General features: G+C 61.4%; 16 protein-coding genes. 10 read left to right on the top strand and 6 right to left on the bottom strand.

Features of this window, described 5'->3' with window-relative positions:
• The first annotated feature begins 10 nt into the window (after nucleotides 1-10).
• From ACA065_RS05320 to ACA065_RS05290, 7 genes are all read left to right on the top strand, one after another.
• Entirely contained in the window at nucleotides 11-640 is a 630-nt protein-coding gene (locus ACA065_RS05320; protein ID WP_497693604.1) for a DUF1120 domain-containing protein, read from the top strand.
• 2 nt (nucleotides 641-642) lie between these two features.
• On the top strand, nucleotides 643-1,392 hold the full coding sequence (locus tag ACA065_RS05315) for a fimbria/pilus chaperone family protein (RefSeq protein WP_497693603.1): 750 nt from the start codon (nucleotides 643-645) through the stop codon (nucleotides 1,390-1,392).
• A gap of 61 nt (nucleotides 1,393-1,453) precedes the next feature.
• Entirely contained in the window at nucleotides 1,454-3,916 is a 2,463-nt protein-coding gene (locus ACA065_RS05310; RefSeq protein WP_497693602.1) for a fimbria/pilus outer membrane usher protein, read from the top strand.
• An 11-nt stretch (nucleotides 3,917-3,927) separates the two neighbouring features.
• Nucleotides 3,928-5,058, top strand: coding sequence for a DUF1120 domain-containing protein (locus tag ACA065_RS05305; RefSeq protein ID WP_497693601.1), 1,131 nt, complete (start codon nucleotides 3,928-3,930; stop codon nucleotides 5,056-5,058).
• Between the two features lie 9 nt (nucleotides 5,059-5,067).
• Complete coding sequence (locus tag ACA065_RS05300) at nucleotides 5,068-5,691, top strand: DUF1120 domain-containing protein (RefSeq protein WP_497693600.1); 624 nt, start codon at nucleotides 5,068-5,070, stop codon at nucleotides 5,689-5,691.
• Nucleotides 5,692-5,701: 10 nt separating this feature from the next.
• Nucleotides 5,702-6,352 carry a DUF1120 domain-containing protein gene (locus ACA065_RS05295; RefSeq protein ID WP_497693599.1) on the top strand — a complete coding sequence of 217 codons (651 nt, stop codon included), beginning with the start codon at nucleotides 5,702-5,704 and terminating at the stop codon, nucleotides 6,350-6,352.
• 82 nt (nucleotides 6,353-6,434) lie between these two features.
• Nucleotides 6,435-7,058, top strand: a complete 624-nt coding sequence (locus ACA065_RS05290) for a DUF1120 domain-containing protein (protein ID WP_497693598.1) — start codon at nucleotides 6,435-6,437, stop codon at nucleotides 7,056-7,058.
• 60 nt (nucleotides 7,059-7,118) lie between these two features.
• Here ACA065_RS05290 and ACA065_RS05285 read toward each other — a convergent pair whose 3' ends face one another.
• Complete coding sequence (locus ACA065_RS05285; RefSeq protein WP_497693597.1) at nucleotides 7,119-8,384, bottom strand: CynX/NimT family MFS transporter; 1,266 nt, start codon at nucleotides 8,382-8,384, stop codon at nucleotides 7,119-7,121.
• Complete coding sequence (locus tag ACA065_RS05280) at nucleotides 8,374-9,033, bottom strand: FadR/GntR family transcriptional regulator (protein WP_497693596.1); 660 nt, start codon at nucleotides 9,031-9,033, stop codon at nucleotides 8,374-8,376. The genes ACA065_RS05285 and ACA065_RS05280 overlap by 11 nt, the downstream gene beginning before the upstream one ends.
• A gap of 158 nt (nucleotides 9,034-9,191) precedes the next feature.
• Between ACA065_RS05280 and ACA065_RS05275 the strand changes: the two genes are divergently transcribed.
• Nucleotides 9,192-9,503, top strand: a complete 312-nt coding sequence (locus ACA065_RS05275) for a type II toxin-antitoxin system MqsR family toxin (RefSeq protein ID WP_497693595.1) — start codon at nucleotides 9,192-9,194, stop codon at nucleotides 9,501-9,503.
• Complete coding sequence (locus ACA065_RS05270) at nucleotides 9,500-10,000, top strand: type II toxin-antitoxin system MqsA family antitoxin (RefSeq protein ID WP_497693594.1); 501 nt, start codon at nucleotides 9,500-9,502, stop codon at nucleotides 9,998-10,000. The genes ACA065_RS05275 and ACA065_RS05270 overlap by 4 nt, the downstream gene beginning before the upstream one ends.
• A 52-nt stretch (nucleotides 10,001-10,052) precedes the next feature.
• Here ACA065_RS05270 and ACA065_RS05265 read toward each other — a convergent pair whose 3' ends face one another.
• The 4 genes from ACA065_RS05265 to ACA065_RS05250 all read right to left on the bottom strand — a co-directional run bounded on the left by ACA065_RS05265 (nucleotide 10,053) and on the right by ACA065_RS05250 (nucleotide 14,222).
• On the bottom strand, nucleotides 10,053-10,817 hold the full coding sequence (locus ACA065_RS05265; protein ID WP_003171943.1) for an amino acid ABC transporter ATP-binding protein: 765 nt from the start codon (nucleotides 10,815-10,817) through the stop codon (nucleotides 10,053-10,055).
• 11 nt (nucleotides 10,818-10,828) lie between these two features.
• Nucleotides 10,829-11,926, bottom strand: a complete 1,098-nt coding sequence (locus ACA065_RS05260; RefSeq protein ID WP_497693593.1) for an amino acid ABC transporter permease — start codon at nucleotides 11,924-11,926, stop codon at nucleotides 10,829-10,831.
• Between the two features lie 10 nt (nucleotides 11,927-11,936).
• Nucleotides 11,937-13,118, bottom strand: coding sequence for an amino acid ABC transporter permease (locus tag ACA065_RS05255; protein ID WP_497693592.1), 1,182 nt, complete (start codon nucleotides 13,116-13,118; stop codon nucleotides 11,937-11,939).
• A gap of 72 nt (nucleotides 13,119-13,190) precedes the next feature.
• Nucleotides 13,191-14,222, bottom strand: a complete 1,032-nt coding sequence (locus ACA065_RS05250; protein WP_088424167.1) for an amino acid ABC transporter substrate-binding protein — start codon at nucleotides 14,220-14,222, stop codon at nucleotides 13,191-13,193.
• A 347-nt stretch (nucleotides 14,223-14,569) separates the two neighbouring features.
• Here ACA065_RS05250 and ACA065_RS05245 point away from each other — a divergent pair, with 347 nt between their 5' ends.
• Nucleotides 14,570-15,226, top strand: coding sequence for an alpha/beta hydrolase (locus ACA065_RS05245; RefSeq protein WP_497693591.1), 657 nt, complete (start codon nucleotides 14,570-14,572; stop codon nucleotides 15,224-15,226).
• Nucleotides 15,227-15,255: the final 29 nt, after the last annotated feature.

Raw genomic sequence — 15,255 nt, 5'->3', positions numbered from 1 at the left:
AACCTCCCCCATGAAGCACATTTCTTCACGCCTTCTTGCCCTGCTTTACCTGCTCTGCGCCAGCCCGCTGGCAATGGCGGCGTCCAGCACCGAGTTGAACGTCACCGGCCTGATCACCCCCAATGCCTGCACCCCGACGTTGTCTGCCAACGGCATCATCGACCACGGCAGGGTGCCGGCGAGCAGCCTCAACCAGTACGAGTACAGCGCTTTGCCCACGCAATCACTGGACCTGACTGTGAGTTGCAACCACCCGGTGCTGTTTGTACTGGTGGGCGTGGACAATCGCGCCGACTCGTCCCTTGGGCCGGGTTTTTACTATGGCCTGGGACACAATATCCATGTACCCAGCGAGCGGCTGGGCACGGTGTCCCTGGCCTATCGCGATGCTATGGGCGACGGGGAGCGCGTACTGGTGCTGGCCTCCAGCAACAAGGGTGAGACCTGGTTCCCCGAATCCAACGCCTTCCCGAACAACTACATGGGGTTCGCCCGCCCTGGCACGCTGGTGCCGGAGCGCCTCCGTGAAGTAAGCGCCAACCTGCAAGTCAATACGTCCATCAATGCCGCCGCCTATTTAACGCTCAAGCAGGAGGTGCCGCTGGACGGCTCCATCGTGCTTGACCTGAGGTATTTGTAGCCATGACCACCCTGCCCTTTTTTACCCGCGTATTCATCTTCACTCGCGTCGCGGGTCTCTACCTCGGCGCACTGGCGCTGGCAATCGGCAGCCCGGCGCTGGTATTGGCCGACGGCATGGTGCCCGACACCTCGGTGGTGATCGTCAACGAGGCCGATGGCGAAGCCTCGGTCACCGTGACCAACACCGACGATAAGCTGGCCCTGCTGCACGTCACCCTTGAGGACATTCCTGAAGACACGGCGACACTGCTGTTTGTGACCCCGCCGTTGGCCAGGGTCGAACCGAACAAGAGCCAACTGATCCGCTTCATTGTGCAGTCGCCAGAGCCTTTGACCACCCAACGCTTGAAACGAGTGATCTTCGAAGGCATGCCCCAGGGTCGCTCGGCAGCCCAGGCCGGGCATGCACAAGTGGGCGTAACCGTGCGCCAAAACCTGCCGGTAATCCTGCACCCCAAGGGCTTGGCGCCCAACCGCACGCCCTGGACCGGGCTGGAATGGCGCTTGAAGCGTGACCAATTGAGCGTGCACAACCCGAGCCCTTACGTGGTGCGCCTGGCCCAGGAGCTGCGGCTGCTGCCCGGCAGCGGTTCGGCCTTGTTGCCACGCACCTATGTGCTGCCGGGTGAAACCTTGAACGTGACCGTTACAGGCACTGGCACCGACACCGGCGCCAACCGCGTGAAACTGCAACCGGCCACGGTGTATGGCTTTGCCGTGGCGCCTTACGAAGCACCGATCACCCTATAAAAAGAACGCCCTATAAAAAAGAGTGGCTTGCCAAAGCCACCCAACACTTGAGTACGACCTTGTGAGCACAGCAACGACTGACCGCGACGGCAACGCCGTGCGCGGCATTTCACCCCGTCGCGCACGCACAATACTGACGAGCCTGGCGCTGACCCTGGGCGGCGCACTGCCCTGCGAGGCGGTGCTGGCGAGTGATATCGCCGGCGCCTTCGACCCCCAGACGCTGTCCCGACGCGGCATCGACCCGGAACTCGCCAAACTGCTGCTGCAAGCCCCGCGTTTCGCGGCGGGCCGGCATGCCGTCAACCTGAGTATCAACGGCCAGCGCCGTGGCCGTGTGGACGTGGATTTCGACCGCCAGGGCAGCCTCTGTTTCAACCGCGCCCTGCTCGATGCAGGCAACCTGACCGTACCCGATGACGATGGTGCACCCACCTGCCATCGCTTTATCGAACGCTACCCACAAACCGTGATCGAGCAGGACCCGGCAGGCCTGGGCCTGGGCCTGGTGGTGCCGACCGATGCCCTGCGTCCCGCCCAGCAGGACATCTCCGGCTACCAGACCGGCGGCCAAGCCTTGCTGCTCAACTACGACCTGACCGGCCTCTATAACGAATTTGGCGACAACCGCAGCCGCTTCGGTTCGGCCAACACCGAAGTCGGCTTCAACGCCGGCGACTGGATCGTGCGCAGCCGGCAGGTAAAGACCTGGCAGGACGGCAACTCGCGCACCACCCACTTGGACGCCTACGCCCAGCGCACCTTCGCCGAACAACAGGCGGTGTTGCAGGCGGGGCAAATCAGCCTCTACAACCCGGTGCTGGCGGGTACGCAGATTACCGGCGCCCAGGTGCTGACCGAAACCGCCCTGCAAGACCAGAACCAGGGCGCGACCATCACCGGTATCGCCAACAGCCCGGCCCAGGTGGAAATCCGTCAGAACGGCGCGTTGATCCACTCAACCGTGGTGCCCGCCGGGCCGTTCGCCCTGACCGACGTGCGCCGCTTGAACAGCCGCTCCGACGTGGAAGTCACGGTCAAGGAAACCACCGGCGAAGAACGCCGCTTTACTGTGCCCGCCGCCATGCTCGGCCTGGGCCTGCCCGCGCCGGGCTACTCAGTGGCAGCCGGGCGCGTGCGCCAGATCGGTGAAAGCGGCGGCCGCGAGCCGTGGGTGATCAGTGCCGGCTGGAGCGGCGCGGTGCACCCGCAAGTCAGTCTCAGCGGCGGCGGGCTGGTGGCAGATGCCTATCGCGCGGCAGGGGCGAGCCTGGGCTGGTTGCCTTGGCAAGACAGTCAACTGCAGTTCTCCGCGCAGGCGGCGCAAGCCACTCCCCGCCGCGAGGGAACAGAGCGCGGCGTACAGACCGACCTTTCCTGGTCCCAGCGTTTGAGTGAGCGCTGGGCGGTGAGCACCGCAGGCTCCTGGCGTTCCCAGGGTTACCGCGACCTTGAGGATTCAACCTACGTCGGCAACAGCCAGGAGCAACAGCGTACGCGCTACCGCGACCAGCAAAGCGTGACCGCGTCCTGGGCGCACCCGGCGCTGGGCGCGTTCAGTGCGGGCGTCTCACGCACGGCGTCGTATAACGGTGAAAGCAGCAGCCGCGCGCTGGCGTCCTGGGGCACCAGTTTTGGCCGGGTGTCGGTGTCGGCCAGTGCCGAATGGCAAGTGGGTGGCCGCCAGCAGAATGACGACAGCATTTACCTGAACCTCAGTGTGCCGCTGGGTGAAACCCGTCGCGGGCGTGCCTGGGTACGTAACGCCGGGGGTGAGCATCGCCTGGGTGTGGGCGTGAGCGAACAACTCAACGATCAACTGAGCTACCGGGTGGGTGTTGAACGCGACAGTCGCGACCGCGAAGTCGAGTCGTCGCTCGGCGTGTCGGCGCTGCCGTGGTACAGCCAGCTGGATTTCAACTACACCCGCAGCGACGACCAACGTTCAAGTTATCAGGGCGGCGCCCGTGGCGGCGTGGTGTTGCATGAAGACGGCCTGACCTTCTCGCCCTATCCGGTGCGCGACACCTTTGCCGTGATGTCGGTGGGCGAGATGGCCGGGATCAAGGTCAACACCCCAAGCGGCCCGGTGTGGACCGACTGGCAAGGCCAGGCGGTGGTGCCGCAACTCAGCGCGTATGGGCGCAGCCCGGTGGAAGTGCAGACGCGCTCACTGCCGCGCAATGCCGATATCCACAACGGCCTGGCCGTGATAGCTGCCGGGCGCGGTGCGGTCGACAAGGTGCATTTCGGCGTGGCCCTGACCCGTCGGGCGCTGTTGAACGTGACCACCGACAGCGGCCAGCCGTTGCCACGCGGCGCCACCGTGAGCAGCGCCGACGGTGAGTTCATCACCTTGGTGCAGGAAGGCAGCCAAGTGTTCCTGCCCGACGCACTCGAGCCGCGCGCCCTGTGGGTCAAGGCACCCGGGCAGCCACGCTGCCGCCTGGACTTTGCACTGCCCAACGACGCCGACCCCGAGGTGTATTTCGAAACCGCAGCGGCCCAGTGCCGCCAGCCATGAGGACGTTCACCATGGGCCTGAAACACAGGTTGTATCCCTTGGGCTTTGCGCTGCTGAGCAGCGGGGCCTGGGCCGCCGACGAGTGCCAGCTCAACCTCAGCCAGGCACAGTTGGATTTCGGCCTGATGAACCGCGCCGTGGCGCGGGTTCCCGCGCCTGAACGCTTGCTGGGCGAGCGGCGTATCAGCCTGACGCTGAACTGCCCGCAGCCCACCGACATGAGCGTGTTTTATCGCGGGCTGGGCGCAGGGCCCGAACGCTTTCGTTTTACCGAGCGCGGCAGTTACGGCCTGCGCGTCAGCGAAGCGGTGCTGGACGGCCAGGCGGTGGAGCTGGGTTTGATTGCCGGCCAAGGCCAGCCGCCTGCCGCCGTCAGCGCCCAACTGGCGTGGCGACCGGACCACGGCATCGTGCCAATGCGCGCAGGCGTCGCAGTGAGCGGGCGCAACTTGTCATTGCAGATCGATGCCAGCGCCTGGGCCAAAGAGGACGCCGCACGGGTACGCGATGCCGTGACCTGGGACGTCGCCGGGCTGTTCGACGCCCTCGCCGCCGGGCGCTCGCGGGAGGTGCGCCTGCAAGCGCGTTTCGCGCCGGCGGCGTGCACGCCCACGCTGTCCAACGGCGGCCATGTGGCGCTGGGCAAGCTGTCAATCAGCGACCTGAATCTGGACAAGGACACGACCCTGGCACCACGCGCCTTGTCACTCAGTGTGACCTGCGATGGGCCGACCGCCTTCGCGGTGCGCATGCAAGACAATCGCGAGGGTTCGGCGACCGGTACAGTCGATCAAAGCACCTATGGGCTGGGCCTGGACGCGCGCCAGCAGAAAATCGGCCGCTATCGGCTGTTGTTCGAGCCGGCGCGCATCACCGCCGACAGCTTTGCGCAGGTGTTTCAAACCTACTCCGCCACCGGCAAGCAGCCCTGGAGCAGCGCCAGCGCCGGCACCGCTGCCGTCGGCGCCAATCGTTACCTGGGTTTTGGCGCTACGTCCGGCAGTACCAGCGGCCCCAGCGCCATTCAAAACCTCAGCGCCACGCTGAGCCTGGAAGCGGTCATCGCGCCCTTGGGCTCCTTGGACTTGAGCAGTGAGGTGTATCTGGATGGCTCGGGCACTCTCGAAATTCACTATTTATAGGCGCGCACGATGAAGCCGTTTTTGATATCCCTGGCCACCGTTGCCTGCCTGGTCACAGGCTTTGCGGCCCAAGCAGCCTCCACCGTTGACCTGAGCGTCACCGGGTTGATCACCCCCAGTGCCTGCGAACCCAGCCTGTCCAACGGGGGTGTGTATGACCTGGGCAAGATCTCCGCCAGCGACCTGAATGTCGATCAGCCCACCAAGCTGGCGGTGCAGAACCTGGCGCTGGCGATCACCTGTGAGGCATCGACCCTGCTGGCGATTGAGCCCAGGGATAACCGCCTCGGGTCCGGTTACGAGGAAATCCCGAGTCGATTCGGCCTGGGGTACGTCGGCGGCGACAACAAGCTCGGCTACCTGTCTTTGCACCTCTACTCGATCGTGGCCGATGGCGTGGGTATGTATCCCCTCGGCTCGACCGCGGCCTCTGGTTGGGCGCCGACAAGCCTGCTGTCGAAGGCTTTCCTCAGCTCGTTTACGTCCGTACCGATGGGGCTGACGCCGACGCCGATACAACAATTGAACGCCGACCTGCAAATCACGCCGACCATCGCACCTGCCAACACCCTGCCGTTGGCAGAAGAAATGCCCATCGACGGTTCCGTGACCCTCACCATGACGTACTTATAGGAGCTGAACCATGAAAACGCTGTTGAGCGCTTTAACCGCATGCGCATGGCTGACCAGCCTGCCTGCGGCCCACGCCGCCTCCACCGCCGAACTGACCGTCAGCGGGCTGATCACGCCCATGGCCTGTGTTCCCGTGCTGTCCGCCGGCGGGTTGGTCGACTTCGGCAAAATCTCCCAGAAGGACCTCAACCAGGCCACGGGCACCCGGCTGCCGCTCAAGACACTGACCTTGACCGTCAGTTGCAATGCCCCCGGCCGCTACGCCTTGCGCATGCGCGATAACCGCGACGGCACCGCCCACGTCAACAGCGAGATCTTTTACGGGCTGGGGCTGGACAGCATGGGCAACAAGCTGGGTGTGTACTCGGTGAGTTTTGACCCCAAACAGACCGTGGCCGATACCTTGCCGGTGGCCTATGGCACCGAATCGACCACCGGTGGCCTGGCCTGGCGCACGTCTAACAGCAACCCCATCGACATCGGTTCCAAAAGCCTGCTGGGCTTTACCGATGTGGCCGGCAGCACCGCCGGGCCTTCGGCGATCCAGAACCTGACCAGCACCCTGACGTTGGAAGCCGTGATCAACGCCAAGCAGAACCTGGACCTGAGTGTGGAGACGCGCATGGACGGCTCCGCCACCCTGGAAGTGGTTTACCTGTAGCACCACCCTTGCGTTGGCGGGACTCCCAGGTATGGGCATCGTGCGAACAGGCCCCTCCTCTCTCTGCCTGTGGTTAAAGTAGATGAATACGATCTCACGGTTATCAACACTTTTATGGCTTGTCTGCAATGGTTCGCTGGCCATGGCCACATCATCGGTCGATATCACCGCCAGTGGCGTAATCACGCCGGATGCCTGTCACATCCAGCTGTCCGAGGAGGGTATCGATCACGGCAAGATTCCCGCCAGCCGTTTGAACCCGGACGAATTCACAATCTTGCCGTCACGCACATTGGAGTTGAACATCCATTGCACGCAACCGATGCTGTTTGCCCTGGTGGGCATCGACAATCGTACGGACTCCTCGCTCGCGCCCGACTTTTTCTACGGCCTGGGGAGAAACATCCACGCGCCAACCGAGCGTTTGGGCGCCGTGGCGTTGTCCTACCGCAACCCGGAGGGAAACGACCAGCCGATGCAAACGCTGGCGTCAATCGACAAGGGTCAAACCTGGGGGCCGGAGCCCAATGCCTTCCCCAATCAGTACATGGGTTTCTCGTTACCGGGTAACCGTCAGCCCGATTTCATTCGACATCTGCGCGTCCAGCTGCGCATCGACACGTCCATCAACCTCTCGCAGCAACTGACCCTGGAGCAAGAAGTACCACTGGACGGCTCCATCGTTCTGGATTTGCGCTACCTGTGACCCACACAGGAGCCAAGCCGGTTTTGCACCACCCTGGCGGCAAGTGATCTATGGGTAGCCTCAGCGTTTCTCGCAGGTGGCCTGCACATACTGCGCACGTCCGGCGCCAAGCCCGGCGATGATTGCGCCCAGGCCGAGCACCGCAAAAATCCAGCCGACCGCCGACCAGCCACCGGTCCAATCGTGCACCAGGCCAACCGCCAGCGGCCCAAGGGATGCCAGCGTGTAGCCAATGCCTTGGGCCATGCTCGACAGGTTGGCAGCCACATGGGAATCACGCGAGCGCAGTACGATTAAGGTCAGCGCCAGGCTGAACGTACCGCCCTGGCCCAGGCCCAGCAAAATCGCCCAACCCCACAGGCCATCAAGTGGTGCGTACAGGCAGCCGAACAGGCCGCCGAGGGTCAGCAGCATCACCACCACAATGGCCAGGCGCTGGTCCTTGCCACGGGTAGCCAGCCAGGGCGCGGCGAGGGAACTGGCCAGTTGCACGATGACCGAGCCGGACAGCACCAGCCCCGCCTGGGTCGCCGTAAGGCCGCGGCCGATCAAAATCGACGGCAACCAACCAAACACGATGTAGGCCAGCGAGGATTGCAGCCCCATGTACAAGGTCACCTGCCAGGCCAGCGGGTCACGCAGCAAACCTTTCACGCGATAGGCGGCTTGATGCGCGCCGTGTTTTTGCCCGACCTGCGGCAACCAGAACAGTGCCGCCACCAATGCTGGCAGAATCCAGAAGCCCAGGCCGATGTTCCAGCTGTCACCGAAATACTTGCTCAGTGGCACCGTCGCGCCGGCTGCCAACGCAGCACCCAGGCACAGCGCCATGGTGTAGACGCCGGTCATGGTGCCGGCGTGCTTGGCGAAATCGCGCTTGACGATACCCGGCAGCAATACGCCGATGATGCCGATGCTCGCACCGGCAATCAGGCTGCCGGCGAACAGGCCGACCTCGCCGAACGAGCTGCGCAGAATGATCCCGGCCGCTAACGTCAGCAAAATCCCCAGCACCACCCGCTCGGCGCCGAACCGCCTCGCCAGAATCGGCGCCATCGGTGCGAACAGGCCCAGACACAGCACCGGCAGGGTGGTCAGCAAACCGGCTTTAGCTGCCGACAACCCCAGGCTGTGTGAGACCTCTGCCAGCAATGGCGACATGCTCGACAGTGCCGGGCGCAGGTTCAGTGCCACCAGGATCAAACCCAGCAGCAACAGCCAGGGCCGCATGACCACCGGGTGGCTGTACTGCACCACGTCGTCGTCGGCTTCGGCGTCGATCAACAGCTCTTCGAGTTCGGGCGTGCGTTTGGCTTCAAGGCTCATTGATCAACTGCCGGCAGAGGGATTTGGCGCGTTCCGGGTCTTGGTTTTCCACGGCTTCGAGCAGGGCGACATGCAGGTCGAACACGGCCTGGCGACGCGGTGAGATGTTCAGGGTCTGGCGCAACTGGGCGGCGACAATGGCAGAGAAGTACTGGTACAGCTCGCTCAAGGCCGGGTTGTGTGCGGCGTCGACCAAGTGCTTGTGGAACACCAAGTCGGCACTGATGTAGGCCTCCAGGTCACCGTGGTACAGCTCGGCGCTGACGCTTAAGGCTTGGCGTAAATTGTTCAGATCGTTATCTGTGCGGCGCACCGCTGCGAGACCGATGGCCTCCACTTCCAGAATCTGCCGCGTCTCCTGCGCCTGCTCCAAGGTGCAATGAGACAGCGCGCGCATGGCGCCCAGCGGGTCGGTCATCGAGCGCAAATAACTGCCGTCGCCCTGGCGTATTTCGATCAGGCCAGAAAACGCCAGCACCCGCATGGCTTCACGCACGGTGTTGCGGCTGATGCCCAACTCGGCGGACAGCTCCGGCTCGGTGGGCAGGCGCTGGCCGATGGCCCATCTGCCTTCGGTGATGCGCCGGCGTAGTTGCTCCAGGGCTTGGTCAACCAGGGAACGTTTGATCAGAGGGGCGATGTCTGTCATGGATTTTGCGCTTTCGTCCAATCATGGGATGAATTTTCCTACAGCCTATTAGGAGTTGCCTACAAAGGCAACGCACTAGGGTTCGGAGGTAGCAAAAAGGACTGAATTTTCGATTGGTAAAATCACCCTTATAGGGTAATTATTGACTCAGGTGTCTTATGGAAAAGTACACACCTCATTACGATTTGGCGGTGATAAAGGCTGATGTGAGGCGGCTTGGAGACAAGGCTTTTACACGCGCCGCCAAGGAAGCGGGCAAGGATCTGGGCCTCGACATCAGCGAGATGCAAGCGATCGTTTTCAAACTGCAAAACAGGATGTTGTACAAGTCGATGACCACCTACGCCGATCATCGGGTCTGGCAAGACGTCTACCACATCCATTCACACGGTCTGGAGATTTACATCAAGGTCACCTATTGCTCTGGCAGCAACCCGCCGGTGATCTCCTTCAAAGGGATGAACCCATGAAAACCCAACATTGCTTCATCTGTGGTACCCCTGACGCCATGGTGCGTTTTGAGGGGCGCAGTGAAACCCTACGTATCAAAGGCATGGAGCAGCGCGTTGATGACCTCTCGGGCTGGGAATGCCAACTGTGCGAGGACGGCATGTATGACGCTGACAGCTCCGAGCGCCACGCTAAAGCAGGTGACGAGCTACTCCACGCCGCCCGACGGATGATGGGCGCCGAACTGAAGCGTATCCGCCGCAAGCTGCACCTCACGCAAAAACAAACCGTAGAATTACTGTCTGGTGGCGGGCACAACGCGTTCTCACGCTACGAGCGCGGCGAAATAACACCGCCCAAACCGTTGATGGTGTTGATGCGCCTGCTGGATCGTTACCCCCACTTACTCACCGACGCCAAAGAGTTGGCCGAAGGTGCAGACCTGCGCAACGCCTTCACCCACACCATCAACCACACCATCAACCACGAAGCACAAGAAGCCCTCAAAGCCTCTTAGACAGGCAAAAATAAACCCGGCACCAGGCCGGGTTTAGCGTTTCAAGCTTCGATCAATGCAAAATCTGGCTCAAGAACAACTTGGTCCGATCATTCTGCGGGTTGTCGAAGAAATCATTCGGCGCCGCCTGTTCGACGATCTCGCCTTTGTCCATAAAGATCACGCGGTTGGCCACGGTGCGGGCAAAGCCCATTTCGTGGGTCACGCACAACATGGTCATGCCGTCTTCGGCCAGGCCGATCATGGTGTCCAGAACCTCCTTGACCATTTCCGGGTCCAGCGCCGAGGTCGGTTCGTCGAACAGCATGATTTTCGGTTTCATGCACAGCGCCCGGGCAATCGCCACACGCTGTTGCTGGCCGCCGGACAGTTGCCCCGGAAACTTATGGGCCTGCTCCGGAATGCGCACGCGCTCAAGGTAATGCATGGCGATTTCTTCGGCCTTGCGCTTGGGCATCTTGCGTACCCACATCGGTGCCAGCGTGCAGTTCTGCAGGATGGTCAGGTGCGGGAACAGGTTGAAGTGCTGGAACACCATGCCGACTTCACGGCGGATCGCTTCGATCTGCTTGAGGTCGTTGGTCAGTTCCACGCCATCGACCACGATGCGGCCTTGCTGGTGCTCTTCCAGACGGTTGAGGCAGCGGATGGTGGTGGACTTGCCCGAACCCGACGGGCCGCACAGCACGATACGCTCGCCCTGCTTGACGTTGAGGTTGATGTCTTTCAACACGTGGAACTGGCCGTACCACTTGTTGACGCCCTGCATCTGGATAATGCCTTCAGGGCTCACAGGCTGTTTGATCGCTTCGCTCATAACATCAACTCCTAACGCTTGTGGCCTGTGTCGAGCTTGTGTTCCAAATGAATGGAATAGCGCGACATACCAAAACAGAAAATCCAGAACACCAGGGCGGCGAACACGTAGCCTTCAGTCGCCATGCCCAACCATTTCGGGTCAGCGGCAGCTTGTTTGACGCTGTTAAGCAGGTCGAACAGGCCGATGATGATCACCAGGCTGGTGTCCTTGAACAGCGCAATAAACGTGTTGACGATGCCCGGGATCACCATCTTCAAAGCTTGCGGCAGAATCACCAGGCCCATGCTGCGCCAGTAACCCAGGCCCATCGCCGCAGCCGCTTCGTACTGCCCCTTGGGAATTGCCTGCAAACCACCGCGCACCACTTCCGCCACATAGGCCGACTGGAACAGGATCACGCCGATCAACGCCCGCAGCAGTTTGTCGATGCCCATGCCTTCGGGCAGGAACAACGGCAACATCACCGAAGACATGAACAGCACGGTGATCAACGGCACGCCGCGCCAGAATTCGATGAAGGTCACGCAGACCACACGAATCGCCGGCATGTTCGAACGCCGCCCCAGCGCCAGCACAATGCCCAATGGCAAGGCGCCGGCGATGCCGACAGTGGCGATGACCAGGGTCAGCATCAGGCCGCCCCATTGGCTGGTGGCCACGTTGGTCAGGCCGAAAACGCCGCCATGCAGCAGGCAGTAGGCGATGATCGGGTACAGCACCAGAAAGCTCAGGCCGTAGACCGCCTTGCGTTGAAAACGCGAGATGAACAACGGCGCCACACCGACGATGGCCAGCCACACGGTCAGGTCCACGCGCCAGCGCAGGTCGCCGGGGTAGTAGCCGTACATGAACTGCCCGAAGCGCTGTTGGATAAACACCCAGCAGGCGCCTTCCTTGGTGCAATCGGCGCGCGTGGTCCCGACCCAGTTGGCGTCGAGAATCGCCCAGTGCAGGATCGGCGGCACGATCAGGTAGATCAGGTAGAACGCCAACAGCGTCAGCAGGGTGTTGAGCCAGCTGGAAAACAGGTTGGCGCGCATCCATGCCATCGGCCCGAAGACTTTGTTTGGCGGCGGCATATCAGGTTTGAAAGTATGCGAACTCATGTGCGTTTCCTCACCGCTCGATCAGCGCAATGCGCTTGTTGTACCAGTTCATCAGCAGGGAAATGCTGATGCTGATCGCCAGGTACACGCTCATGGTGATGGCAATGACTTCGATGGCCTGGCCGGTCTGGTTGAGCACCGTGCCGGCAAACAGCGAAACCATTTCCGGGTAACCGATACCGGCGGCCAACGACGAGTTTTTCGCCAGGTTCAGGTATTGGCTGGTCAGCGGCGGAATGATCACCCGCAAGGCCTGCGGGATGATGACCTTGCGCAGCGTCGGCCCAGGGCGCAGGCCCAGGGAGCGCGCGGCTTCGGTCTGGCCGTGGCTGACGGACTTGATGCCCGACCGCACGATCTCGGCAATAAACGCGGCCGTGTAGACAGTAAGCGCCAGGGTCAACGCCAGCAGTTCAGGGATCAGTACCCAGCCGCCCACGAAGTTGAAGCCTTGCAACTTGGGCATTTCCCAGTGCAGCGGCGCGCCGAAGATCAAGGCGCACAACGCCGGGATCACAACCAACAGGGCCAGGCCCGCCCAGAACTTATGGAACGGCACGCCAGTGGCTTCAAAGCGCTTGTTGGCCCATCGCGTCATCAGCACGATTGCCACGATAGCCACCCCGACGCTGGCCACAAACGGCCAGAAGCCGTCAGCGGCCAGTGCGGCCGGCATGTTCAGACCACGGCTGCTGACAAAGAAGGTGTCGCCGAAGTTATGGCTGTTGCGCGGCCCCGGCATGGTCAGGAACACCGCGAAATACCAGAACAGGATCTGCAGCAGCGGCGGAATGTTGCGGAACACTTCCACATACACCGTCGCCAGTTTGTTGATCATCCAGTTGGGCGACAAGCGCGCTACGCCGATGATAAAGCCGAGCAAGGTCGCCAGGACCACGCCGATCACGGTCACCAGCAAGGTGTTGAGCAGGCCGATCACAAAGACTCGGGCATAGCTGTCCGATTCGGTGTAGTCGATCAAATGCTGCGCGATGCCGAAGCCGGCACTGCGCTCAAGAAAGTCGAAACCCGAGGTAATGCCCCGGTGTTGAAGGTTGGTCTGGGTGTTGTTGAAGAGGTACCAGCCCAGCGAGATCACCGCCACAATCGTGATGATCTGGAAGAGCCACGCACGCACTTTGGGATCGCTGAAGCTGAGCTTCTGCTTTGGTGCGCCGATTTGATTTTGCATGAAGTGCCCCGGAAATAATGGAACAGAACATCACCCGGTGGTTGGCCCACCGGGTGATAGAACCATCAGCGATCAGCGCACAGGTGGTGCGTATTGAATGCCACCGTTGGTCCACAGTGCGTTCAAGCCACGGTCGATTTCCAGTGGGGTGGTTTTGCCGAGGTTTTTCTCGAACACTTCACCGTAGTTACCGACCTGCTTGACGATCTGTACGACCCAGTCTTTCTTCACTTTCAGGTCTTTGCCGTATTCGCCGTCAGCACCGAGCAGACGCGCAACGTCGGGGTTCTTGGTGGACTTGGCTTCAGCTTCGACGTTTTTGGAAGTGATACCGGCTTCTTCAGCGTTGAGCATGGCGTAGCCAACCCAGCGCACGATGGCCAGCCACTCGTCGTCGCCGTTACGCACGACCGGGCCCAGCGGTTCTTTGGAAATGGTTTCCGGCAGAACCACGTAGTCTTTCGGCGAGGCCAGCTTGCTGCGCTGTGCGTAGAGCTGGGACTTGTCGGAGGTCAGCACGTCGCAACGACCGGATTCCAGCGACTTGGCGCTTTCATCGGAGGTGTCGAAGGTGATCGGGGTGTATTTGAGGTTATTGGCGCGGAAGTAGTCGGAAACGTTCAGCTCAGTGGTCGTACCGGCCTGGATACAGATGGTTGCACCGTCCAGCTCCTTGGCACTTTTCACGCCGAGCTTGTTGTTAACCAGGAAGCCAACGCCGTCGTAGTAGGTGATGAAGCCCGGGAATTTCAGGCCCATGCCCGCATCGCGAGAGCTGGTCATGGTGGTGTTGCGCGACAGGATGTCGACTTCGCCGGATTGAAGCGCGGTGAAACGCTCCTTGGCGTTCAACTGGCTGAACTTGACCTTGGTCGCGTCACCGAAAACGGCGGCAGCTACAGCGCGGCAAACGTCAGCGTCGATCCCGAGGATCTTGCCGCTGGCATCCGGCACCGAGAAACCCGGCAGGCCGTCACTCACGCCACATTGCACGAAGCCTTTCTTCTGCACGGCGTCCAGGGTGGCGCCGGCCTGGGCAAAACCACTGACACCCAGTACAGCGGCCGCGGTCACAATGGCCAGGGTGGATTTCAATACCTTCATTCAAACCTCCAGTTTTGCTCTTGTTGTGTCGGAGCTCCAACCTCAGCGCACCCTTATGAGGCGATATCGACCCGTGTTGGCTTTTTTTGGGGTCAAGCGGCATGAAGTTGTTGCAGTAATTCCAGTTGCTATCCCAGAAGCGGCAGTCACTGATAGTGTTACCGTCCTAAGATAGTTCTGACATCGACCTACACATAGCAAGGCCCGTACCAGAGTGGTGGCTAAGCCGATTCAGCCCATGGTCAATAGAAAAACGTTCAACCTTGCGACATTCTCTTAACAGATCAACCTGTCGCGCACCGTTCCGACGCACCCTATCGGAGCGCACGCACATATATGGAGCAGACATGACCGAACCCTTGATTCTTCAGCCCGCCAAGCCCGCAGACGCCTGCGTAATCTGGTTGCATGGCCTGGGTGCCGATCGCTACGACTTCCTGCCGGTAGCCGAGGCGCTGCAAGAAACATTGCTGTCCACGCGCTTTGTATTGCCCCAGGCGCCCACCCGCCCAGTGACCATCAATGGCGGCTATGAGATGCCCAGCTGGTACGACATCAAGGCCATGAGCCCGGCCCGCTCGATCAGCCTGGAAGAGCTGGAAGCGTCAGCCGAAATGCTCACGGATTTGATCGAGGACCAGAAGAGAACCGGAATAGACGCTTCGCGTATTTTCCTCGCCGGTTTTTCCCAAGGCGGCGCCGTGGTTTTCCACACCGCCTTCCTTAAATGGCAGGGACCACTGGGTGGCGCTATCGCCCTCTCCACCTATGCGCCGACCTTCGGTGACGAGTTGGAAATATCCGCCAGCCAACAGCGTATTCCGACCTTGTGCCTGCACGGCCAGTACGATGATGTGGTTCAGAACGCCATGGGCCGCAGCGCCTACGAGCATTTGAAGAGCCGTGGTGTCACCGTGACATGGCAGGAATACCCAATGGGTCACGAAGTGTTACCCCGGGAGATACACGACATAGGCGCCTGGTTGGCCGCCCGCCTGGGCTGAAATCCATACATTATGTAGCTGTATGACCA

This window comes from Pseudomonas sp. LBUM1640, from assembly GCF_059716225.1.
This window is presented reverse-complemented; position numbering and strand designations above follow the sequence as displayed.